At 67.1% G+C, this 23,989-nt stretch carries 12 protein-coding genes; 9 read left to right on the top strand and 3 right to left on the bottom strand.

The genetic code is table 11. The features are described 5' to 3' along the window. The first annotated feature begins 13 nt into the window (after positions 1–13). The 7 genes from minD (at position 14) to prmC (ending at position 6,136) form a co-directional block, all read left to right on the top strand. A complete protein-coding gene (gene minD / locus GTP55_RS01950) occupies positions 14–829 on the top strand; it encodes a septum site-determining protein MinD (RefSeq protein WP_110846148.1) in 816 nt (271 codons plus the stop codon). A gap of 2 nt (positions 830–831) precedes the next feature. After that, a complete protein-coding gene (minE, locus tag GTP55_RS01945) occupies positions 832–1,083 on the top strand; it encodes a cell division topological specificity factor MinE (RefSeq protein WP_072782712.1) in 252 nt (83 codons plus the stop codon). 405 nt (positions 1,084–1,488) lie between these two features. Then, positions 1,489–2,178 (top strand): response regulator transcription factor, encoded by a 690-nt coding sequence (locus GTP55_RS01940; RefSeq protein WP_110846146.1) that lies wholly within the window; start codon positions 1,489–1,491, stop codon positions 2,176–2,178. A gap of 98 nt (positions 2,179–2,276) precedes the next feature. Further along, positions 2,277–3,551: a glutamyl-tRNA reductase gene (gene hemA, locus GTP55_RS01935; protein ID WP_161043292.1), complete on the top strand. Its 1,275-nt coding sequence runs from the start codon at positions 2,277–2,279 to the stop codon at positions 3,549–3,551. Positions 3,552–3,633: 82 nt separating this feature from the next. Beyond that, positions 3,634–4,713, top strand: coding sequence for a peptide chain release factor 1 (gene prfA / locus GTP55_RS01930; protein WP_161043291.1), 1,080 nt, complete (start codon positions 3,634–3,636; stop codon positions 4,711–4,713). A 140-nt stretch (positions 4,714–4,853) separates the two neighbouring features. Then, positions 4,854–5,324, top strand: a complete 471-nt coding sequence (locus GTP55_RS01925) for a disulfide bond formation protein B (protein ID WP_161043290.1) — start codon at positions 4,854–4,856, stop codon at positions 5,322–5,324. After that, positions 5,321–6,136, top strand: coding sequence for a peptide chain release factor N(5)-glutamine methyltransferase (prmC, locus tag GTP55_RS01920; RefSeq protein WP_161043289.1), 816 nt, complete (start codon positions 5,321–5,323; stop codon positions 6,134–6,136). The genes GTP55_RS01925 and prmC overlap by 4 nt, the downstream gene beginning before the upstream one ends. Here prmC and GTP55_RS01915 read toward each other — a convergent pair whose 3' ends face one another. The 3 genes from GTP55_RS01915 to GTP55_RS01905 form a co-directional block, all read right to left on the bottom strand. Then, positions 6,137–7,057 (bottom strand): histidine kinase, encoded by a 921-nt coding sequence (locus tag GTP55_RS01915; protein ID WP_161043288.1) that lies wholly within the window; start codon positions 7,055–7,057, stop codon positions 6,137–6,139. Further along, positions 7,054–7,881 carry a response regulator transcription factor gene (locus GTP55_RS01910; RefSeq protein WP_202423451.1) on the bottom strand — a complete coding sequence of 276 codons (828 nt, stop codon included), beginning with the start codon at positions 7,879–7,881 and terminating at the stop codon, positions 7,054–7,056. The genes GTP55_RS01915 and GTP55_RS01910 overlap by 4 nt, the downstream gene beginning before the upstream one ends. Before the next feature lie 118 nt (positions 7,882–7,999). After that, positions 8,000–21,034 carry an Ig-like domain-containing protein gene (locus GTP55_RS01905; RefSeq protein WP_161043287.1) on the bottom strand — a complete coding sequence of 4,345 codons (13,035 nt, stop codon included), beginning with the start codon at positions 21,032–21,034 and terminating at the stop codon, positions 8,000–8,002. Between the two features lie 240 nt (positions 21,035–21,274). Here GTP55_RS01905 and gshA point away from each other — a divergent pair, with 240 nt between their 5' ends. Then, positions 21,275–22,888 carry a glutamate--cysteine ligase gene (gshA, locus tag GTP55_RS01900; RefSeq protein WP_161043286.1) on the top strand — a complete coding sequence of 538 codons (1,614 nt, stop codon included), beginning with the start codon at positions 21,275–21,277 and terminating at the stop codon, positions 22,886–22,888. Between the two features lie 7 nt (positions 22,889–22,895). Then, positions 22,896–23,939, top strand: coding sequence for a histone deacetylase family protein (locus GTP55_RS01895; RefSeq protein ID WP_161043285.1), 1,044 nt, complete (start codon positions 22,896–22,898; stop codon positions 23,937–23,939). Positions 23,940–23,989 lie beyond the last annotated feature (50 nt).

The raw sequence follows: 23,989 nt of genomic DNA, 5'->3' as shown, positions 1-23,989 counted from the left end.
AAAAGGATTATTCGTGGCAAGAATTATTGTTGTAACGTCCGGCAAGGGCGGTGTCGGTAAAACCACCTCCAGCGCCAGTTTCTCCACCGGCCTGGCCATGCGCGGCCACAAGACTGCGGTCATCGACTTCGACGTCGGCCTGCGCAATCTCGACCTGATCATGGGCTGCGAACGCCGCGTGGTGTACGACCTGATCAACGTGATCAATAAAGAAGCAACGCTGACCCAGGCGCTGATCAAGGACAAGCACTGCGACAACCTGTTCATCCTGCCGGCGTCGCAGACGCGCGACAAGGATGCGCTGTCGGAAGACGGCGTGGAAGTCGTGCTGCACGAACTGATCAACATGGGCTTCGAATTCATCATCTGCGATTCGCCGGCCGGCATCGAGCACGGCGCGCTGATGGCGCTGACCTTTGCCGACGAAGCCATCATCGTCACCAATCCGGAAGTATCGTCGGTGCGTGACTCCGACCGCATCCTCGGCATCATCCAGGCCAAGTCGCGCCGCGCCCAGACCGGCGGCGAGCCGGTCAAGGAACACCTGCTGATCACCCGTTACTCGCCGAAACGCGTGGAAGCCGACGAGATGCTGTCGTACCAGGACGTGCAAGAAATTTTGCGGATTCCACTGATCGGCATCATTCCGGAATCGGAACAGGTGCTGCATGCTTCGAACCAGGGTAACCCGGCGATTCACTTCAAGGGCACCGACGTTGCGGAAGCCTACGAAGACGTGGTGGCGCGCTTCCTCGGCCAGGAACTGCCGTTGCGCTTTACCACCTATGAAAAGCCAGGCCTGCTGCAGCGTATCTTCGGGAGCAAGTAATCATGGCACTGCTTTCCTTCCTGTTTCCGCCCAAACCCAAAACCGCGACTGCGGCCAAGGAACGGTTGCAGATCATCATCGCGCGCGAGCGCAGCGGCCGCGCCGGTCCGGACTTCCTGCCGGCGCTGCACAAGGAACTGATCGAGGTGATCTCCAAGTACACCAAGGTCAACGCCGACGACATCAAGATCTCGCTGGACCGCCAGGGCAACCTGGAAGTCCTCGACGTCAACGTGGTGCTGCCCGACGCATAATCTCAGGCTGGCCGGTGCACGCCGGCCGGCAGCAACTCCTGCGCCGCCTTGGCGCAGGCATCCACGTGCTGGTAGCCGCCGCACCAGCTGACGGCAACGTTCGCGCACCGCCGCGATGTCGCGTTCCGAGACGCCCCCGCGTCCGATTTGTGTCTTTTTTGCCGCCCATCACCCCTCCTTGCCTGCCCTGTAAGTTCTTGCCATTTTTCAACTTCTGCATTGAATTCGGGGTTTTTCCGGTGTACCGTGTAATCCAGATGCTGCTCGGCACAGTGAAAACCAGCATTGCCAAGAAATTATGGATAGTGTCGAAAGAAAATATTTTTAGCCTTTTTGCTAATCTATTTGTGAATCTCTGTTATATTTGACGTGACTTCTCCTTAACATTTAACAGCAGGCAACAGCATGAGAATTGCCGTACTCGACAACGATCGCAGTCAAGCCGAACTCATTTGTCAGGTGCTCACCGCAGCCGGCCACATCTGTCACAGCTTCCAGACCGCCAAAGATGTGCTCGCGCAGCTGCGCAAGGACAGCTATGACATGATGATTCTCGACTGGCAAGTGGTCGACCTGGGCGGCGCCGAAGTGCTGCGCCGTGCCAAGGAAAAGCTGCCGGACAATGCGCCGGTGCTGTTCCTGACCACCAGCTCGGGCGAGGACGACATCGTCGCCGGCCTGGCCGCCGGCGCCGACGACTACATGATCAAGCCGCTGCGCCGCAGCGAGATGGTGGCGCGCGTGCAAGCCCTGCTGCGCCGCGCCTACCCGGCGCAGAACGGCGCCGAACAGCTGCAATTCGGTCAGTACGTGTTTGAAACCCGCCCGGGCCGCCTGCTAATGGACGGCATTGTGTTGGATGTAACCCACAAAGAGTTCTATCTGGCACTGTTATTTTTCCGCAACATCGGCCGTCCGCTGTCGCGCGCCTACATCCATGAAGCGGTATGGATACGCGAGACCGCCGTGCCGTCGCGCACCATGGACACCCACGTTTCGCGCGTCCGCAACAAGTTGCAACTCAAACCAGAAAACGGCTTCCGCCTGGTCCCGGTCTACAGCTACGGTTACCGTCTGGAAAAACTCGGCGCCTGATCGATAGCAAAGGGGACTGCTATAGCATTGGGCAGTCCCACGGGCAACATGATGGCAGTAGGGGTATAATGCCGTCATAACTATCGTCTGGACCCGAAATGCAGCTGCTTGCCGTCGGCCTCAACCACAACACCGCACCGGTCTCGCTTCGCGAGCAGCTGGCGTTCGCCCCTGAGCAATTGGGGCAGGCGGTGGTGGCGGCGCGGTCGTGGTTCGAGCGCATCGACCACCGGGGCGGCGACGAGGCGGCGATTCTGTCGACCTGCAACCGCACCGAGTTGTACGCCGCCAGCACCGTGCCCGACCCGCTCGACGCCGGCGCCCATTTCCTCGCCGATTTCCACCAGCTGAACTACGCCGAACTGCGCCCGCACCTGTATATGCTGCCGCAGCACGACGCCGTCCGCCACACCTTCCGCGTCGCCTCCGGGCTCGATTCGATGGTGCTGGGCGAGACCCAGATCCTCGGCCAGATCAAGGACGCCATCCGCACCGCCGATGAAGCGGGCGGCCTCGGCACCTATCTGCACCAGCTGTTCCAGCGCTCGTTCTCGGTGGCCAAGGAGGTGCGCAGCACCACCGAGATCGGCGCGCACAGCGTGTCGATGGCCGCCGCCGCCGTGCGCCTGTCGCAGCGCATCTTCGACAAGATCGCCGAGCAGAACGTGCTGTTCATCGGCGCCGGCGAAATGATCGAGCTGTGCGCCACCCACTTCGCGGCGCAGAACCCGAAAAGCATCACCATCGCCAACCGCACGCTGGACCGCGGCGAACTGCTGGCGCACCGCTTCGGCGGCCGCGCCATCCGCCTGGCCGATTTGCAGGACAGGCTGCACCAGTACGACATCGTGATTTCCTGCACCGCCTCGTCGCTGCCGCTGATCGGCCTCGGCATGGTGGAGCGCGCCATCAAGGCCCGTCGCCACAAGCCGATGTTCATGGTCGACCTGGCCGTGCCGCGCGATATCGAACCGGAAGTGGCGCGCCTCAACGACGCCTTCCTGTACACCGTCGACGACCTTGGCAAAGTGGTGCAGACCGGTCTGGAAAGCCGCCAGGCCGCCGTCGCCCAGGCCGAAGCGATCATCGAAACCCGCGTGCAGTCCTTCATGCACTGGGTCGACGACCGCGCCGTGGTGCCGGTGATCCAGAGTCTGCAGGAAAACAGCGAAGCGCTGCGCCTGCTGGAACTGGAACGCGCCCGCAAGATGCTGGCCAAGGGTGAAGATATCGACACCGTGCTGGAAGCGCTGTCGCGCGGCCTGACCGCCAAATTCATGCACGGCCCGCAGCAAGCGCTGCGCCATGCCCAGGGCGACGAACGCGCCCAGCTGGCCGAGTTGCTGCCACAGATGTTCCGCGGCCGCCGTTAGCTGCACCCGCTCGCGGGCCCGCGTTCCCCGTCATTCCCCCGCCGCGCCATGCGGCGCCTGCTTCACTCTCACACAATACGCTATGAAACCATCCATGCTGGCCAAGCTTGACCAACTGGCGAATCGCCTGGTCGAACTCGATGAATTGCTGATGTCCCAAGGGGCGACCGATAACATGGACAGCTACCGCAAGATGACCCGCGAGCACGCCGAAATCGGCCCGCTGGTGGCGGTCTACAAGTCCTATCAGGAAGCGCTGGGCGACATCGCCGCCGCCGAAGAAATGCTGGCCGATCCGGACATGAAGGATTTTGCGCAGGAAGAAATCGAGTCCGCCAAAACCCGCACCGCCGAACTCGACGTCGAGCTGCAAAAAATGCTGCTGCCAAAGGACGCCAACGACGAGCGCAACATCTTCCTGGAAATCCGCGCCGGCACCGGCGGCGATGAATCGGCGCTGTTTGCCGGCGATCTGCTGCGCATGTACACCCGCTTCGCCGAACGCCAGCGCTGGCAGGTGGAGATGGTGTCGGAATCGCCGTCCGACCTGGGCGGCTACCGCGAGGTGATCGTGCGCCTGGTCGGCAACGGCGTGTATTCGAAACTGAAATTTGAATCCGGCGGCCACCGCGTGCAGCGCGTGCCGGCCACCGAAACCCAGGGCCGCATCCACACCTCGGCCTGCACGGTGGCGGTGATGCCGGAAGCCGACGAGGTGGAAGACGTCAACATCAATCCGTCCGAGCTGCGCATCGACACCTACCGCGCCTCGGGCGCCGGCGGCCAGCACATCAACAAGACCGATTCCGCCGTGCGCATCACCCACTTGCCGACCGGGATTGTGGTCGAGTGCCAGGACGACCGTTCGCAGCACAAGAACAAGGCGCAGGCGATGAAGGTGCTGGCCACCCGCATCAAGGACGTGCAGCTGCGCGAGGCGCAGGCCAAGGAAGCCGCCACCCGCAAGAGCCTGATCGGTTCCGGCGACCGCAGCGAACGCATCCGCACCTACAACTACCCGCAGGGCCGCATGACCGATCACCGCATCAACCTGACCTTGTACAAGCTGGACTTCATCATGGACGGCGACCTGACCGAGATGACCAATGCGCTGATCGCCGAGCACCAGGCCGAACTGCTGGCGGCGCTGGGCGATAATTAACCCCTGGGCAAAAAGGGGTCTGCCCCCGTACGGGGTCAGACCCCGGCATGCGGGCTGCGGGGTGGAATTAAGAGCCGTCTAAGGCCTAACAAGCAACATTGTGCGAAAATTGCGCGCATTACCCCTGACCGGACCACCTCATGATACATACCCGCTCCCTGCTGCTGTCCATCGCCCTCGCCGCCTTCGGCCTGATCGGCGTCGCCCTGTACCTGCAGCACGGGCTGGACATGCTGCCTTGCCCGCTGTGCGTGATCCAGCGCTACCTGTTCCTCGCCATCGGCGTGTTCGCGCTGATCGGCGCCTACACCAGTCAGCCGAAAGCCTTGGCCGGCGTCAGCCTGCTGGCTGCGCTGGGCGGTCTCGGCACCGCCGGCAAACACCTGTGGGTGCTGGCCCATCCGGGCCTGTCGTGCGGCATCGATCCGATGGAGACCATGCTCAACAAAATCCCCACCGCCACCTACCTGCCGTTCCTGTTCAAGGCCGACGGCCTGTGCGAAGACGCGCTGGCGCCATGGTTCGGCCTGTCGATTCCGCAGTGGTCGTTCCTGTGGTTCGCGCTGTTCACGCTGGCGCTGGCCTGGGTCTTGATCCGCCGCGCCAAATGACCAGCACCATCGGCTCCCTGCAACGCCAGTCCGCGCTCGATCCGCTGGATAACCGCGTGCTGCTGTGCCACGCGCTGGGCGTCAACCGCATCGCGCTGATCACCCAGTCGGAACGCGAGCTTACCGAAGACGAAGCGCAGCGCTTCGCCGCCCTGGTGCAGCGCCGCCTGGACGGCGAGCCGATCGCCTACATCGTCGGCCAGCGCGAATTTTTCGGCCTGCCGTTCGACGTCTGCAACGCCGTGCTGATTCCCCGTCCCGACACCGAACTGCTGGTCGAACTGACCCTGGAGCGCACGCCGCGCAACGGCCGCGTGCTGGACATGGGTACCGGCAGCGGCGCCATCGCCGTCGCGGTGGCCCACACGCGGCCGGATGCCGACGTCACCGCGCTGGATGTCAGCGCCGACGCGCTGGCCGTGGCGCAGCGCAACGCCGCCAGCAACCACGCCCGCGTCACCTTCCTGCAAAGCGACTGGTACGCCGCACTGCAAGGCGCGGCACCGTTCGACGTGATCGCCTCCAACCCGCCCTACATCGCCAGCGGCGACCATCATCTGTCCGAAGGCGATCTGCGCTTCGAACCGGTGGGCGCGCTGACCGACCACGCCGACGGCCTGTCGGCGCTGCGCACCATTATCGCCGGCGCGCCGCCGCACCTCAAGCCGCACGGCTGGCTGCTGATGGAACACGGTTACGACCAGGCCGAGGCGGTGCGCGCATTGCTCACGGCGGCCGGCTATGGCGAGGTGCAAAGCTGGCCCGACCTGGCCGGCATCGAACGCGTCAGCGGCGGCCAGCTGCCAGGCTAATCAAAGCCTGATCTGCAAGCGCCGGCGCAAGGCCGACAGCAGCATGGCCGGCGGCGCCGGCTTGTACAGCACCTCGACAAAATCCAGCGGCCGCTGCGGCGGCAGCATGCCATGCAGCAGCACCGGCGGCGCCTCCTCGCGCGGCCAGATCTCCCACACACTCTCGTCGGCGCACAGGATCAGCGCCGGTACGCGGTCTTGCGGCTCGTACTGCACGTCGAACTCGGCGCTCTCCAGGATCTCGCTCAGATAATCCTGCATCGGCTGGTGCGACTCCAGCAGCAGGATGGCGTGGCCGGCGCCGAACGGCTCCGGCCAGTCGAAATGCGGGGTCGGCGGCATCGCATCCTGTTCCTGCGCCAGCGGCGCGCCGATCTCGAAGCGCAAGCCATCGCCGCTGTGCTGCAGAACGCCGCCCATGGCGCGCACCAGGTGCGCCGCCACCATCACCCCGGGCAGGATGCGGTCGTCCGCCAGCGTGCCGCTAAAGTCGTGCCAGCGGCCATCTGGTTCGCCAGCTTGAAACTGCATGCGCACCGCGCCCGGGGTGCACTGCGCGCGCAGCGCCAGTTGGCCGCCCGAGTGGTCGCGCAGCCGCGCCAGCACCTGTCCCAGTCGGCGCCCATCGAGCAGCGCCAGCGCCGGCAGGCCGACGCCGTCGTGCGACACTTGGCGCATCAAGGCGTGCAGATAAGCCGGCGCCGGCGTCAGCTCGGGCGCCTGCAATTCAAAGCGCGCGCATTCCTGCAGGTCGGACAGCCATTCCAGCTGGCGCCGCGCTTCGCTCTCCAGCGCCGGCAGGTCGGCAAAGCCGGTGCTGGCGCGGGTGGCGATGCGCGCCAGCGGCGCCCGCAGGTCGTGGTGCAAGGCCGCCAGCAGGCGGGCGCGGATGCGGGCGGCGTCATGCTCGGACCCGCTCACGGTTGCGGATCCTGCCGCCAGTCGAACGGCAATGCCTGCTGGTGTTCGGCCATCGGCCCATGCTGGCGCATCGCCTGGCGATAGGCGGTGGGCGTGGCGCCGGTCTGTTCACGGAAGGCGGTGGCAAAATTGGCGGCGCTGCTAAACCCGGTCTGCTCGGCGATCTGCTGCACGCTCAGGTCGGTGTCGGCCAGCAGCTGGCGGCCGCGCCGGATGCGCGCCTCGCCGAGGTAGGCAAATACCGTCATGCCGGCGTGGCGGCGGAAGGCCTGGGACAGCCGCTTTTCGTGGGTGCCCAGCGCGTGGGCGATGCCGGCCAGCGTCAGCGGCGCGCCCAGGTTGTCGCCGATCAGGCGCATCGCGGCCAGCGCCATCACCTCGTCCGGATCGTGCGGCGCCTCCGGCGCGGGCGCCGCCGTGACGGCCTTGCGCCGCCCGGCCAGCTCGAGGTGGATGCGCACGCGCGCGAACACCTCGGCCGGATGGTAGGGCTTGGCGACGAAATCGACCCCGCCCATGGCCAGCCCGGCCACGCGCTCGTCCGGCTCGTCCAGCGCGCTGAGGAAGATCACCGGGATCGGCCGGGTCACCGGATTGGCCTTCAGCAGCCGGCAGGCGGCAAAGCCGTCCATGCCGGGCATGCGCACGTCGAGCAGAATCAGGTCCGGCGGCGCGGCCAGCGCGGCCTGGTATCCCGCCATGCCGTCGCTGGCGGTGCGCACGTGGTACCGCTGGCGGCGCAGCAGATCGGTCAGGAAGCGCAACTCCTCCCGTTCGTCGTCGACGATCAGAATACCCGGCCTTACTGCTTCAGTTGTGGTCAAGGCAAGAATGGTGCGCCCCCCTGTTCAGGAACTAGCGTCCGATTATGCCGCCGTTTTTTCAGAAATTGTCGAGTTCGTCTTCGGGCAAAACCGCTGCCCCTCCTTTTAGAATGGCAAGCTACAAGCTACCCACCAGGCTCATGCCGTTGGCGCCGAACTGGCTGCCCACCAGCGTGACGTCGTGCGCCATGGCGATGGTCAGGTCGTAGCGGCTGTGACTGTCCAGATAGCCGTCCCACCTGGCCAGCGCCGCGCTGTCGGCCTGCTGGCCGGCATTGTGGTACAGCAGGTTGATGAAGGCGTTATCGTCCATGGCGCCGAAGCGGTTGTGGAACTCGGCGGACTCGATGAAGCCGGCGCCCAGCGCGCTGCCTTGCAAGCCGCTACCCAGCCAGTGCAGGAAGCCGGCCAGGTCGCCGGCCCGCCCCAGCGTCAGGTGGTACAACATACCCAGTTCCTGCAGCGTGCCGGCGCCGGCCTGGGTGAAGCTGAGGTCGCGCGTGACGCCGTTGAATTCGCCCAGCTCGATCTGTCGAATGGTATCGATGCCGCTGTCCGGCTCGGCCACCATGACATCGCCGCCCTTGCTCAGCGCCAGACTGTACTGGCTGGCGGCGCCGCTGTAGACGATGGTGTCGGCGTCGTCCCCGCCCACCAGCAGGTCGTTGCCGGCGCCGCCTTCCAGCCGGTCGTCGCCGGAATTGGCGATCCAGCCCTGCTCCTGCGTCAGCAGCTGGCCGCCCAGCGCCAGGCCGGCGCCGCTATCGTAGGCGGCGCGGTGCACGCTGCTGAGGGCGATGTCGGCCAACACGCCGGCGCGGCTGGCCAGGTCGCCGCTGGCGACGGCATCCAGCCGCGCCAGGTACGGCGCCAGCGCACTGGCGTCCGGCGTCGTGCCCAACGCGTTATGCAACAAAGCGGCCACGTAGTCGTGATTGCTGAGCGTCATGATGCCGTTGACCGCCTCCGGCGCCTGCAGGAAACCTTCGGCCTGCTGCTGCACGCTCAGGTTATGCGGTACCCACCAGTTCAGCCCTGCCAGGTCGGGCGCGCGGTCGAAGGCCGCGTGATACATCAGCGACAGCATGTCGAGCTTGGTGGCGCTGGCGCCGACAAACTTCAGGATCGCTTCACTCTGATTGATTTCCGCCGCCGTCAGCGTTTCGGTGCCGCTGGCGTTGGCCAGCGCGGTCTGGTGGATGCCGACCACCTTGCCGTCCTTCAGGTAGAACTGCCACTGGCCGGTGTCGCTGCGGCCGCCTTGCACGACGTCGCCGCCGGCGCCGCCATGCAGCGCATCGTTGCCGGCGCCGCCGGCCAGCTGGTCGGCGCCATCGCCGCCGTTCAGGTAGTCGTTGCCGGCCGCCGTGAGCAGGATGTCGTCGCCGCCGTTGCCGTACAGCGTGTCGTTGTCGTTGCCGCTGGTCAGCACGAAGCGCTGCGCCTCGCCGTCGCCGATGAAGAAGTTGTCACCGGCGCCGCCGGTCACCGTGGCCGCGCCGATGATGGCGGCGAAGTGCACATCGTCCAGCTGCAGCCCGATGCCCTGCGGCAGCGCGCGGGCGTCGATCACCAGCGCGGTGGCGGTGTGGTCCGGTACCGTCGCGTGCTGGGCCGGCCCGCCGCTGGCGCCCACCAGGTCGCTGCCGTCGACGATCACCACCCCGGCGGCCGCGTTGCTGGCCGCGCTCATGGTCAGCGTGGCGTGTTGCAGCAGCACATTCGGCGCCAGGCCGGCCAGGAATTCCTGCGCCTGCGCCTCCATCGCCACCCGGGTGGCCTGGCCGGCGGCCGTGTGATCATCGATGCGACCGATCAGGTCGGTCAACGCCATGCTGCCGCCCAGCAGCGACGATGGCCCGGCCGCTTCGAAGCCGACGCCCACCGGCAGGCTGACCACCAGGCTGGTGCCCGGATTGGCGCCGCTGGCGGCGATGCCGATCGGGATGTCGGCCAGGTGGGCATGCTCGGTGCTGGTGTCTTCTGGCCGGCTGGTGGTGACGGTCGGCACGTTGATGGTGCGGGTCGCCAGGCCGGTGCGGGCGTCGATGCCGGTAACGGTGGTCAGCAGCACGCCATCCACCGTCGACGGCGTGCCTGGATTGGTGGCCGGATTGGTGTTGACGCTCACGACCAGCGGCGCCGAAGCGGCGTTGCCGTTGCCAGCCGCATCGGTGAACAGATTGCCGCCGACGCTCACCGTAATCGGCGTGGTGCTGTTGGAAGGCGGCGTGACGATCACCGTGTAGGTGCTGCCGCTGCCACTGAAGCCGGTGATGACGCCGCCGGCAACGACGATGTCGCCCTGCGTCAGCACGGCCGGATCGCTGAGCGTCAGCGTGATGGTGGCCACGCCGCCCTGCGCCACCGTGCCGCCGCTGCTGGTGGCGGTGAGGGTCGGGGCGGTGGTGTCCACCGTGTACTGCACCGAGTGGGCGGCGCTGATGTTGCCGGCCGCATCGGCCACCCGCACCACCATCATGCGCGTGCCCGGCAACAGCGTGTGCGACAGCGACCAGACAGTGCCGCTGACCGCCGCCTGGTGCCAGGTCAGGCCGCCGTCGAGCGACACCTGCACCACCTCGCCGCCCGCCAGCGGCGCGCTGAGGTTGCCACTGAGATTCTGCACCGGATTATTGGTGATCAGGTCGCCGCCGGTACCGGTGTCGCTCGAGAAGGTCACGCCACCGCTGGCGGCGGCCACCGGCGCCACGGTATCGATCTGCAGCGACGGGATGGCGCCGCTGACGCCGCCGTTGCCGGCGGTATCGGTGTAGCCGCTGACGGTGATGGTGGCGGTGCCGGACGGCACGCCCGGCGTCGGCGTGAAGCTGGCGGTAAACACCTTGGGATCGCTGGTCGCCGTCAGTGTGCCGAGGGTGCCGCCGGCCACGCTGATGTTGCTGCTGCTGAAGCCTGACGGCGGCTCGGAGAAGGTGAAGGTGATCTGCGCCGGCGTCACGCCATTGGCCACCGCCATATTGCTGCTGATGGTCACGGTCGGCGTCGTCTGGTCGAAGACGTACGGCGTCACGCTGGCGGCGCTGTAGTTGCCGGCGGCGTCGGCCACGCGCACCTGCATCACGCCGCTGCCGGTCAGCGTATGCGCCAGGCTCCAGCTGGCGGCGCTGACGGTGGCGTTCTGCCAGCTGGCGCCGTTGTCAAACGAGACCTGCACCACTTCGCCGGCGGCCAATGGTGCCGACAGGCTGCCGCTGACCGTTTGCGTCGGGTTGAAGGTGATCAGGTCGCCGGCCACGCCGGTGTCGTTGGAGAATGTCGGCACGCCGGTGGCCGCCGACAGCGGCGCCAGCGTATCGAGCGTCAGCGTCGGCGCGGTGCTGCCCAGGCCGCCGTTGCCGGCGGCGTCACTGTAGACATTTGGCGCCACGCTGATGGCGGCGCTGCCGGCGTTGACGCCCGGCGTCGGCGTGAACACGGCGGTGTACACCAGCGGATTGGCGGTGACGGTGAAGCCGCTCAGCGTGCCGCCGGTGGCGGTGACGTCGCCGGCGGCAAAGCCGGCCGGCAGTTCGCTGAAGGTGAAGGTAATCGTTGCGGTGTCGCCGATCTTCAGCGCGGCCAGGCTGCTGCTGATGGTCAGCGTCGGCGGCGCCGCGTCGATGCTGATGGCGCTGCTGGCGGCGCCAAGGCCGAGGTTGCCAGCGGTATCGGTATAGCTGCCGGCCGTCAGCGATACCGCAGCCGGCAGGCTGTAGCCGGGGGCCGGCGTGAACTGGGCCGTGTACACCAGCGGATTGGCGGTGACGGTGAAGCCGGTGATGCTGCCGCTGCCGGGCGGCACCACGATATCGGCAGCGGTGAAGTTCTGCGGCAGTTCGTTGAAGGTGAAGGTGATGGTGGCGCTCTCGCCACCCTTCAGCGCGCCGACGTTGGAACTGATCGCCACGGTTGGCGCGGTAACGTCGATCGCATAGGCGGCCGAGTAAGCGGCGCCGTGATTGCCGGCCGCATCGGTGACGCGTACCTGCAGCGTGCCGCTGCCGTTCAGGAACAGCGGCGCCGCCATGGTCCAAGTGGAACCGCCCACCGGCGCCACCGCGTTGACCCAATTGAGGCCGTTGTCGGTCGACACTTCGACGATCTGCCCGGTCTGCACATTGGCGTCCAGCGTGCCGTGCACGGTCTGTACCGGATTGGTGGTGATCAGGTCGTTCGGCAAGCCGGTATCGCTGCTGAACGCCACCGTGGCGATGCCGGTATTCGGTGCCTGGGTGCTGTAGTTGATCGGCGTGATGGCCGACGCCGCGCCGGCGTTGCCGGCGCCGTCGAGGAAGCTGCCGGCGGCCACCACGATGGTGCCGCTGCCGGCCGACACCCCTGGCGTCGGCGTAAACAGCGCGGTGTAGACCAGCGGATTGGCGGTCAGGCCGAAGCCGCTCAAGGTGCCACCGCTGACGGCGATGTCGCCCAGCGTGAAGCCGACCGGCAGTTCGCTGAAAGTGAAGGTGATGGTGGCCGATTCGCCGATCTTCAGGCTGGCCGCGCTGCTGGCGATGCTCAGCACCGGCGGCTGCGTGTCGACCGTGATCGGCGGCGAGACGGCGCCGCCGCCGAGGTTGCCGGCCAGGTCGCTGTACAGGCCGGGCGCCAGCGTCACCCCGGCACTGGCGCCGGCCAGTCCGGCCGCCGGCGTCAGCACCACCGTGTAGACCAGCGGATTGGCGCTGGCGGCAAAGCCGCTCAGCGTGCCGTTGACGGCCACCAGGTCTGCCAGCGCAAAACCGGTCGGCGCTTCGCTGAAAGTGAAGGTCAGCGTCGCCGCGTCGCCGCCTTTGAGGGTGGTGGCGCTGCTGGTGATGGTCATGCTCGGCGCCACCAGGTCCAGCACATAGCCGGCCGAGAAAGCGCTGCCGTGGTTGCCGGCGGCGTCGCTGACGCGCACCTGCAGGGTGCCGCTGCCGCTGAGCAGCTGCGGCGTCAGCGCCCACTGGCCGGGCGCGGTGCTGGCCGCCGTCATCCAGGTGGCGCCGTTGTCCAGCGAAACCTGCACATATTCGCCGGCGCCCACCGGCGCGCTCAGCGTGCCGGTGAGCACTTGCGAGATGGCGTTGGTCACCAGGTCGCCGCCGACGCCGTTATCGGCCGAGAAGGCGACGGTAAGCCCGCTGGCGGTCGGCGCCAGCGTGTCGAGCGCGATCGGCGCGCTGCTGACGGTGACGCCTTGATTGCCGGCGGCGTCCCCATAGACGCTGCCGGCGACGCTGATGACGGCATTGCCGCTGGCGATGCCGGCGCCGGGCGTGAAGGTGGCGGTGTACACCAGCGGGTTGCTGGTGGCGGTCAGGCCGCTCAGCGCGCCGTTGCTGGCGCTGATGCTGCCCAGCGCGAAGCCGGTCGGCGCATCGCTGAAGGTGAAGGTAACGGTGGCGGTCTCGCCCACCTTCAGCGCGCTGGCGCTGCTGGTGATGGCCAGCGTTGGCGCCAGCGTGTCGACGCTGATCGCCGGCGAGCTGGCGCCGCTGCCATCGTTGCCGGCGGTGTCGGTGTACAGGTTGTTGCCGAGCGTGACGCTGGCGCTGCCGTTGAAGCCCGGCGTCGGCGTCAGCACCACCGTGTACACCAGCGGATTGGAGGTGGCGGCAAAGCCGCTCAGCGTGCCGCCGGTGGCGATCAGGTCGCCCAGCGTGAAGCCGGACGGCGCCTCGCTGAAGATGAAGCTGATGGTGGCGCTCTGGCCCGCCTTGAGCGTGCTGGTGTCGCTGCTGACGACCACCGTCGGCGCGGTGACGTCGAGCAGGTAGGTGTGGGTACTGACGGCGCCGTGGTTGCCGTTGGCGTCGCTGACGCGCACCTGCAGCGCGCCGTTGCCGTTCAGCGTCTGGCCGAACAGCGACCACGACGCGCCGCCCGGAGGGGCGCTGGCGGTGGTCCAGCTGGCGCCGTTGTCAAGCGACACTTCCACTACATCGCCAACGGCCAGCACGCCGCCGTTGAGCGTGCCGGCGATGTTTTGCCCGGGGGTGCGGGTGATCAAGTCGGTGCTGCTGCTGCCGGTGTCAGCCGAGAACAGCACGCTGCCGCCGCCCAGCAGCGGCGCCAGCGTGTCGATGCTGATGGCGGGCGAGACGCCGGCGTTGCCGCCATTGCCGGCCAGGTCGGCATAGGCGCCGGCCGTCACGCTGATCACCGCGCTGCCGGCGGCCACATTGGCGGCCGGCGTAAACACGGCGGTGTACACCAGCGGATTGGCGGTCTGCACCAGGTTGCTGACGGCGCCGTTGGTGGCGCTGATGTCGCCCAGCGTGAACGCGGCCGGCGTCTCGCTGAAGGTGAAGGTGATGACGGCCGTGCCGCTGCTGTTCAGCGCGATGGCGTTGCTGCTGATGAGCAGCGACGGCGCCAGCGTGTCGATGGCGATCGGCGCCATGCTGCCGCCCACGCCCAGATTGCCCAGGCTGTCGGTATAGCTGCCGCCGCTCACGCTGACCGCGCCGCTGCCGTTGGCAATGCCGGCGCCGACGCTGAACACCGCTGTGTAGACCAGCGGATCGGCGGTTGCCGTCAGGCCGCTCAGCGTGCCGCCGCCGACCACGATGTCGTTGACGCCGAAGCCGGTCGGCGCGCTGCTGAACTTGAAGGTGATGTTGGCGGTGTCGCCGGCCTTCAGTGCGCTCACATCGCTGAAGATGGCCACGCCCGGCGCCACGGTGGCGTAGGTGATGTTCGGCGTCGCCCCGGCCTGGCCGCTGTTGCCGGCCAGGTCGGTGTAGGCGCCCGCCGCCACCGTCACCGAGCCAATGCCGGCCGCCTGCCCGGCCGTCGGCGTGAACACGGCAGTGTACACCAGCGGATTGGCGGTGGCGGTAAAGCCGGTCAGCGTGCCGCCGCTGACCGCCACGCTGCCGGCGCCGAAGCCGAGCGGCGCTTCGCTGAAGGTGAAGGTGATCAGCGGCGCATCGGCGCTGTTGAGCACCGCTTTGCTGGTGCTGATCGCCAGCGTCGGCGCCGTCTGGTCCAGCGTGTAGGCGACGCTGTGCGCGGCGCTATGGTTGCCGGCGGCGTCGCTGACGCGCACCTGCACAGTATGGCCGGCGCCGCTGGTCAGCGTCTGTCCGGCCAGAGTCCAGCCGTTGCTGCCGGCGCTGGCGCTGGCGCTGACCCAGGTGGCGCCGTTGTTGAGCGAGACTTCCACCGTCTCGCCTGCCGCCAGGTTGGCGCTGAGCGTGCCGCTGAGGTCTTGCGCGGCCACATTCGTGACCAGGTCGGGTGTGCCGCCGTCGCTGGAAAACACCACGCTGGCGCCGGAGGTCAGCGGCGCCAGCGTATCGACGCCGATGCCGGGCGAGCTGGCGCCGCCGCCGGCGTTGCCGGCCTGGTCGGTGTAGCTGCCGGCGGTCAGCGTAATGTTGTCGGTGACGCCGTTGACGCCCACCGCCGGCGTGTAGGTGGCGGTGTACACCAGCGGATTGGCGGTCGCGCTCAGGTTGCTCAGCACGCCGTTGGCGGCGCTGATGTCGCCCAGGCCGAAGCCGCTCGGCGCCTCGCTGAAGGTGAACGTGATGGTGGCCGTCTCGCCGGCCTTGACGGCGGCGACGTTGCTGCTGATGGTGGCGGTCGGCGGCGTGGCGTCCAGCACGTAGCTGACCGCGTAAGCGGCGCCGTGGTTGCCGGCGGCATCGGTGACGCGCACTTTCAGCGTGTCGCTGGCGGTCAGGGTCTGGCCGGCCAGCGACCAGGCGCTGCCGGCGCCGGTGGCGGTGCTCCAGCTGGCGCCATTGTCCAGCGACACTTCCACATATTCGCCGCTGCCCAGCGGCGCGGCCAGCGTGCCGCTGATGTCCTGGGCGCTGGCGTTGGTCACCAGGTCGGTGCTGCTACTGCCGTGGTCGATGGAGAACAGCACGGTGTTGGCGACCGCCGTCGGCGCCAGCGTGTCGATGGCGATCGGCGGCGTCAGAGCACCGCCGGCCGCATTGCCGGCGGCGTCGGTGAAGGCGCCGGCGGCGATGGTGATGCTGGCCGCCGTGTTCTGGATGCCGGCGGTGGGCGTGAAGGTGGCGGTGTAGACCAGCGGATTGGCGGTCGCCGCCAGCCCGCTCAGCGTGCCGCCGGCGGTGACCACATCGCCGGCGCCAAAGCCGACCGGCAGCTCGCTGAAGGTAAAGCTGACGGTGGCGGTCTCGCCGGCCTTGAGCGCCGTCACATTGCTGGTGATGGCCACGGTCGGCGCCAGCGTATCGATATTGATCACCGGGCCGGTGGCGCCGCTGCCGCTGTTGCCAAACGCATCGGTATAGGCGCCAGCGCCGACGCTGATGTCGGCCGTGCCGCCGCCGACGCCGCTGTTGGGCGTGAAGACCGCCGTGTACACCAGCGGATTGGCGGTGGCGGTAAAGCCGCTCAGCGTGCCGTTGTTATACACGATATCGCCGCTGGTGAAGCCGGCCGGCGGGGTGCTGAAGGTGAAGGTCAGCGTGGCCGCCTCGCCCGCCTTGAGCGCCACATCGTCGGCGCTGATCAGCAGCGACGGCAGCGTGGTGTTGATGGCGATCGGCACCGTCAGGCTGGCCTGGCCGTTGTTGCCGGCGGCGTCGATGTAGCCGCCGGCGTTGACCTGCACGGTGGCGGTCACGCCCAGCTGGCCGGCGGCCGGCGTGAAGGTGGCGGTGTACACCAGCGGGTTGCCGGTGGCGGCCAGGCCGCTGACGCTGCCGCCGGTAACCGTCAGCGACGCGGCGCTGAAGTTGGACGGCGCTTCGCTGAAGGTGAAGGTCAGCGTGGCGCTCTGGCCGGCGCGCAGCGCGCCGAGGTCGCTGGTGGCCAGCACCGTGGGGGCGGCGGTGTCCAGCACATAGGCAGCGCCGGCGGCGGCGCCATGGTTGCCGGCGGCGTCGTTGACGCGCACCTGCAGCGTGTTGCTGCCGCTCAGCGTGACGCCGCCCAGGCTCCAGCTGGCGCTGCCGACGCTGCTGCCGGCGTTGCTCCAGGTGGCGCCGTTGTCAAGCGACACCTGCACCGTTTCCCCCGCCACCAGCGCCGCGTTCAGCGTGCCGCTGACAGTCTGGGCCGCGGTGCGGGTGATCAGGTCAGTGCTGCTGACGCCGGTATCGTTGGAGAAGGTAAAGCTGGCGCCGGTGGTGCCCGGCGCCACCGTGTCGATGCTGACCGCCGGCGACGGCGCGGCCGTGCCGCTGTTGCCGATCAGGTCGGTATAGCTGCCGCCGGCCACCGTGATGCTGGCCGCGCCGCTGGCGATGCCGGCCGACGGCGTGAACAGCGCCGTGTACACCAGTGGATTGGCGGTGGCGCTAAAGCCGCTCAGCACGCCGCCGCTGACCGCCACGTCGGCGGAGGTGAACCCGAGCGGCGTTTCGCTGAAGGTAAAGGTAATGTTGGCCACGCTGCCGGCATTCAGCGACGCCAGGTCGCTGGTGATGGCCAGCGTCGGCGCTTTGGTGTCGACCAGGATCACCGGCGTCACGCCGCTGCCGCCCTGGTTGCCCAGGGCATCGGTGTAGCTGCCGCTGGCGACGGTGATGGTGGCCGGCGCGCTGACGTTGGCGCCGGGCGTGAACAGCGCGGTGTAGACGCCGCCGCCCTGGTTGGTCAGGCCGCTGATGGCGCCGCCGCTGACGCTGATATCGCCGGCGCTAAAGCCGCTCGGCGCGCTGGTGAAGGTGAACGTGATGTTGGCGGTTTCACCGGTTTTCAGCGTGGCCGCATCGCTGGTGATGACCACCCCCGGGCCCAGCGTGGTGATCGAGATCGCCGACGAGGTGGCGCCGCTGCCGTTGTTGCCGGCCAGGTCGGCGTAACTGTTGTTGGTCAGCGTGACGCTGCCCAGCACGCCACTGAGGCCGGCATTCGGCGTGAATTCCACCGTGTACACGCGCGGATTGGCGGTGGCCACCAGGTTGGCCAGCGTGCCGCCGCTGGCGGTCAGGTCGCCCAGCGCCAGACCGTCCGGGGTTTCGCTGAAGGTGAGCGTGACGAGCGCGCGCTCGCCGCTCTTCAGCACGCTGACATTGCTGCTCAGCGATACCGTCGGCGCGGTGGTGTCCAGCTGGTAGGCGCTGCTGGCGGCGGCGCCGGCGTTGCCGGCCGCATCCACCACACGCACCTGTAGCGTATTGCTGCCGGTCAGGGTCTGGCCGGCCAGCGACCAGGCCGCGCTGCCGGTGCTGCCGCTGGCCGTGACCCAGGTGCTGCCGTTGTTGAGCGAAACTTCCACATGCTCGTCGGCCGCCAGGTTGGCGCTCAGCGTGCCGCTGATGGTTTGCGCCGCCGTCTTGGTGATCAGGTCGCCCGGCACGCCGGTATCGGCCGAGAACGCCACGCTGGCCGAGGTGGTGGCCGGCGCCGTGTTGTCGATCGAATAGCTGGCGCTCAGCGGCGTGCTGCTGCCGCCGGGATTGGTCACGCGCACCTGCAAGGTGCCGGAACCGCTCAGCGTCTGGCCGTTCAGCGCCCAGCTGGTTGAGCCGGTGGCAGCGGTGGCGGTGGTCCAGGTGCTGCCGTTGTCGAGCGACACTTCGACCTTCTCGTTGCCCAGCAGCGCGCTGCTGAGCGTGCCGGTGATATTTTGCGCGGCGCTCTGCGTGATCAGGTCGGTATTGCTGACGCCGGTATCGGCGGAGAACGTCACGCCCAGCGCGGTGGTGCCGCTCGGCACCGCCGACACCACGGTGGTGGCGCTGTTGCTGACGATGACGCTGCCGTCGTTGATGGCGACGGTAAACGTGGTGGTGGCGCTGACCCCGGCCGCGCTCTTGAAAATCAGCGCCTGCAAGGCCGCCTGCGCGGCGCCCGGCGCCGCTGCCGACAAGGTATAGGTCACGCCGCCATCGGTGGTGACAAAGCCGGACGCGCTGAGCGACGCCGGCGTGAACGCGCCCTTGGCGGCGCTGTCCGGCGTAATGGTGACGATCACTGACGCGCCGACATCCGGATCGCTCAGCGTGATGGCGGAGAACGGATGCAGCGTGCCGCCGGCGGTGACGTTCTGCGCCGCCGCCGTGCCGGCCAGGACCGGCGCATCGTTGACCGAGGTGGCAGTGATGACGGTGGCAGTATTGGTGACAGCGGCGCCATTGGCGTCGGTGGCCACCATGGTAAAGGTGGTGCTGACGTTGACGCCCACCGCCGCCTGGTTGGCGGTCGGCGTGAAGGTCAGCGCCTTCAGCGCCGCCGTCAGCGCGGCCGGCGTGGCGGCGCTCAGCGTATAGCTGCCGTTGCTGCCGGACAGGCCGGCGCCGCTCAGCGTGCCGTTGGCGGCGTTGAAGCTGATCGTCATGCTGACGTTGTCGCCGTTGACATCGGCCACGGTCACGCCGGAGAACGGCTTGATGGTGGCGTTGTCGCCGACGCCGGCAGTGGCGGTGCCGGTAATGGTCGGCGCACTGTTGCTGGTGTTGTTGACCACCACGATGGCGGCGCTGACGGCGGTGTTGGCATTGCCGATCACGCTGTTCCAGTCATCGCCGGCCGACAGCGAATACGCGGTGCCGCCGGCCGAGATGCTGCCGTTCTTGTTCAGCAGCGCTTCCACCGCCGCGATGTCGGCGCCCGACAGCGTGACCGAGAACGAAGTCGAACTGTTGACTTCGACATTGCTGCTGGTGTTGAGGAAACGCGTAACGCCGCCCTCGCCGGTCAGGCCCAGCTTGGCGACAGTGATGTCGTTGTTGGCGCCGACCACGCCCACCAGGTTGGCGCCGGTGACGGTCAGCACATGGGTGGCGGCGTTGTAGCTGGCCGCGCTGATGGTCGGCAGCTGAACATTGGTGACCGCGATCGGATTGCCGGTCAGGTCGGTGCCGTTGCTGAGGTTGCTATCCCAGTTGGCGGCGGCGGCGATGTTGAAGGTCTTGCCATCGACGCTGGACGAACCGTTGTTGTTCAGCAGGCCGTTGAGCGCCAGCTTGTCGGCCGCGTTCAGCGTGATCGAGGCCGCCGTGGTGCTGCTGGCGCTGACCACCGACGACGTCAGCGTATAGGTGGCGCCGTTGGCGCCGGTGATGGTCAGCTTGGTCGGATCGATGGCGTCGCCGGCGCGGATGCCGACCGCCGTCAGGCTCAGCACGCCGGTGCCGGCGTTGTAGGCGGCCGAGGTGATGCTGTTGGCGACGCGCGCATTGGCGATCTGCAAATCGTCGATCGCCACCTCAAAACCCAGCGGGTTGACGATGCGGATGCCGTAGATGCCCTTGAAGTCGGCCATCGAGGCGAAATTCAGCAGGCCGTATTCGTTGACGAGCAGGCTGGTCAGCGAGACGCCGACGCCGGTCGGCTGGTAATTGGCGTCCAGCGCGTACACGGTGAACACGACCGTGCCCAGCAGGTTGCCCACCAGGCTGCCGCTGCCGAGGTTGAGGCTGACGGCGTCGAACACGCCGCTGTTGGCGCGCAGGTCGACGTAGCTGACCGGGGACAGCAGCGAGCCGTTGACGGTCAGGCGGTCGTCGCTGAGCGGAACGCCGATCAGGTTGCTGCCATTGACGTTCACCACCTGCACGCCGCCGCCGTTGGTACTTTGCGCGTACAGGTCCAGTCCGAGGCCGAGAATGTTATCGGTGTGCACCACGGTGCCGGCCGCCAGCCCGGTGGCGTTGAGCAGCGTGACGTTGGCGTTGGTGCCAAAGGTGATGGTGCCGTTGCTGCCATTATTCACCAGCGCCAGGTCGGCGGCATACGCCTGCTCGGCGGCGGCGCTCAGCGCGGACGCGGCCTCGATGGCGCCGCTATGGTATTCCAGCTCCCAGTTGCCATGCACGCCGGTGATATCGGTCGAAGCCGCCACGTCAGCGCCGCTGACAAACGACAGTGCATCGACAAAGCTCTGGCCGGCCGCGCCGGCGGCGACGTCGCAACCGAACAGCAGCAGGTCGCCACCATCGGACAGCGCGGCGCCCCATTCCCGCACGGCGGCCTGATAATCCTCCAGGTGAGCGTTGTCGAGTACGGTATTGCCGAGTTGCAATTGGCCGGCGGCGCCATGCGACACGATCTGGATGCTGTCCAGGCCTGCATGGTTACGCAGCACGGTGGCGATCTGCTCGACGCCATCGCGCCATGAAGCCAGTTTCACGACCAGTACATCATCCGCAACGCCGGCCGCGAGCGCGTCGGCATTGACCACGCTGGCGTCGATGAATAGCACTGCGCTATGTGTTCTATTCGGGCTGCTCATATTGCTTCTCCGCATCATTCTTGCCGATAACTGATTATGAGTAGCTTCAAATGGATTACAAAATTTTCCTGTTTGCCAAACGTTCTGTCCGGTATGGCAAATGCGGAGGTCGCTTGGCGCACAAAGAAAAAGCAGCGCTTTTTGTTAAAATGCTCTTCTTGCCGCCTTTCGGCGAGTTCAGCCAATATCGGTTACTCTCTGCACCAATAATTTATTAGCTGCACCAGAAAGGATTTCAAATTGCCAACTCTTTTGACACGACGCCTGGCCTTGCTGGCCGAAGAAAAACACCGCGCCGTGCTGGCAGGCGGGCTGCGGGGCATCGAGCGGGAGACCTTGCGCGTGGACCGCGCCGGGCATCTGGCGCACACCCCGCATCCGGGCGCACTAGGGTCGGCATTGACGCATCCGCAAATCACCACCGATTACGCCGAGACGCTGCTGGAATTCATCACGCCCGCTGAAAACGATATTGGCGTCACGCTCGCCAAGCTGGACGGCATCCACCGTTATGCCTACAGCAAGCTGGGCAATGAGCTGCTGTGGAGCCAGTCGATGCCGTGCACCTTGCCGGCGGAAGAAGACATCGAAATCGCCTGGTACGGCACCTCCAACCTGGGCACGCTCAAGCATGTCTACCGGCGCGGCCTGGCGCTGCGCTATGGCAAGGCGATGCAGTGCATCGCCGGCATCCACTACAACTACTCGCTGGACGAACGCCTGTGGCGCGTGCTGGCCGAGCACGAGGCCAGGGAGCAGCCGGACGCCAAGCGCCTGACGCCGCGCGCGTTCCAGTCGGAAGCCTACCTGGCCACCATCCGCAACTTCCGCCGCTACAGCTGGCTGCTGATGTACCTGTTCGGCGCCTCGCCGGTGCTGTCGGCCGGCTTCCTGCGCGGCCGGCCGCACAAGCTGGAGACGCTGTCGGCCGATACGCTGTACCTGCCATACGCCACCAGCCTGCGCATGAGCGACCTCGGTTACCAGAACGACGCGCAGTCCGGTCTTCGCCCGCACGAGAACTGCCTCGACAGCTACGTGGCGGCGCTGACCAAGGCCGTCAACCAGCCGTACGAACCGTACGCCAAGCTGGGCACCAAGCGCGACGGCGAATGGATCCAGCTGAGCACCAACGTGCTGCAGATCGAAAACGAGTACTACTCCACCATCCGTCCCAAGCGCGTGATCCAGACCGGCGAGCGGCCGATCCAGGCGCTGTGCGCGCGCGGCGTGCAGTACATCGAAGTGCGCTGCATGGACGTCGACCCGTTTGAACCGGTCGGCATCAGCGAAACGGCCGGCCGCTTCCTCGACGCCTTCCTGCTGTTCTGCGCACTGGAAGAAAGCCCGCAGATCACGCCCGAACAAAGCGCGCGCTACACCGAGAACTTTGCCCGCACCGTCAAGGAAGGCCGCCGTCCGGGCCTGACGCTGCACAACGGCGACGCCGAAGTGCCGCTGCCGGTATGGGGCGCCGACCTGCTGGAGCGCATCCGCCCCGCTGCCGCGCTGCTCGATACGCTGCGCGGCGACAGCATCCACGGCGACGCCCTGGCGGCACAGATGCGCAAGCTGAACGACCCGACGCTGACGCCATCGGCGCAAGTGCTGGAAGCGCTGAAATCGCACGGCAACTCGTTCAACGCCTTCGCGCTGGCGCAAAGCGAACAGCATGCGGCCTACTTCCGCAGCCATGCGCCGAGCGCCGAGGAAGCCGCCTACTTCGATGGCCTGGCCGCCGTCTCGCTGGCCGAACAGGCCGAGATGGAAGCCGCACCGCAATCGAATTTCGACGATTACGTGGCGGCCTACCGCAACAGCAACTTGTGCCAATCGAAGCAGGACGCTGACTGACCTTCCGATGCTCACCTTCTACAACGAACTGCACGCGCAGCACAAAGGGCGCCACGAGATGTTTCGCGGCGAACTGGTGCCCTGCTTTGAAAAGCCGGAGCGTGCGGATGCGGTGCTGGCGGAACTGGGCCGGCGTGGCCTGGGCCGCATCGTCACGCCGCATGGCGTACCGTTGATGTCGCTGGAGCGGATTCATACGCCGCGCTATCTGCAGTTTTTGCGCGGCGCGTGGAACGAATGGGTGGCGCTCGATCCGGCCAACGCCAGGAAGGACGCGTTTCCGTCGGTGTGGCCGGTGCGCACGCTGCGCAGCGATATCGAACCGGAAAATTTTGCCGCGCGTATGGGGCTGTATTCGATGGACAGCGGCACGCCGCTGACCGCCGGCACCTGGACCGCCGCCAAGACCGGGGCCGATTGCGCGGTCAATGCGGCGCATGCGCTGCGGCTGGGTGAGCGCGGCACATTTGTGTTGAGCCGTCCGCCCGGCCATCATGCCGGCGCGGATTTCTTCGGCGGTTCCTGCTTCCTGAATAACGCCGCGCTGGCGGCGCAGCACCTGCTGGATGACGGCGCGCGCAAAGTCGCCATCATCGACATCGACTACCACCACGGCAACGGCACGCAAAGCATCTTCTACCATCGGGACGACGTGCTGTTTATATCGATACACGCCGATCCGCGTAGCGAGTATCCGTTTTATCTCGGCCATGCGGATGAGCGGGGCCAGGGCGCCGGCATGGGCTACAACCTGAACCTGCCGCTGGCGGCCGGCAGCAGCGCGCAGGCGTGGTTCTCGGCGCTGGAGACAGCCTGCATCCGCATCGGCAGCTTTGCGCCGGATGCGCTGGTGGTGTCGCTGGGGGTGGACACGTTTGCCGGCGATCCGCTGGGCCGCTTCAACCTGCAAAGCGCCGACTACCTGAAAATCGGCGAACGCCTGGCCTGGCTGAATGTCCCCACCGTCTTCATCTTCGAAGGCGGCAACGTCGTCAAGGAACTCGGGGTGAACGTCGTGAACGTGCTGGAAGGCTTCGAGACAGCGTTGTAGCGGCCCTGAACCCGCACTGCGACGGCTCGGGGTCTGACCCCGAACGGGTC

Source organism: Duganella margarita (genome assembly GCF_009857535.1).
In the GTDB taxonomy this organism is placed as follows: domain Bacteria; phylum Pseudomonadota; class Gammaproteobacteria; order Burkholderiales; family Burkholderiaceae_D; genus Rugamonas; species Rugamonas margarita.
The sequence above is the reverse complement of the archived record's forward strand: the minus strand, read 5'-3'. Positions and strand labels throughout refer to the sequence as shown.

Bases quoted from the DNA above. Each gene is read 5' to 3' on its own strand.
- GTP55_RS01925 (WP_161043290.1), top strand. From the start codon at position 4,854: ATGATACATACCCGCTCCCTGCTGCTGTCCATCGCCCTCGCCGCCTTC.
- prmC (WP_161043289.1), top strand. From the start codon at position 5,321: ATGACCAGCACCATCGGCTCCCTGCAACGCCAGTCCGCGCTCGATCCG.
- GTP55_RS01905 (WP_161043287.1), bottom strand. From the start codon at position 21,034: ATGAGCAGCCCGAATAGAACACATAGCGCAGTGCTATTCATCGACGCC.
- GTP55_RS01940 (WP_110846146.1), top strand. From the start codon at position 1,489: ATGAGAATTGCCGTACTCGACAACGATCGCAGTCAAGCCGAACTCATT.
- hemA (WP_161043292.1), top strand. From the start codon at position 2,277: ATGCAGCTGCTTGCCGTCGGCCTCAACCACAACACCGCACCGGTCTCG.
- GTP55_RS01895 (WP_161043285.1), top strand. From the start codon at position 22,896: ATGCTCACCTTCTACAACGAACTGCACGCGCAGCACAAAGGGCGCCAC.
- prfA (WP_161043291.1), top strand. From the start codon at position 3,634: ATGAAACCATCCATGCTGGCCAAGCTTGACCAACTGGCGAATCGCCTG.
- minE (WP_072782712.1), top strand. From the start codon at position 832: ATGGCACTGCTTTCCTTCCTGTTTCCGCCCAAACCCAAAACCGCGACT.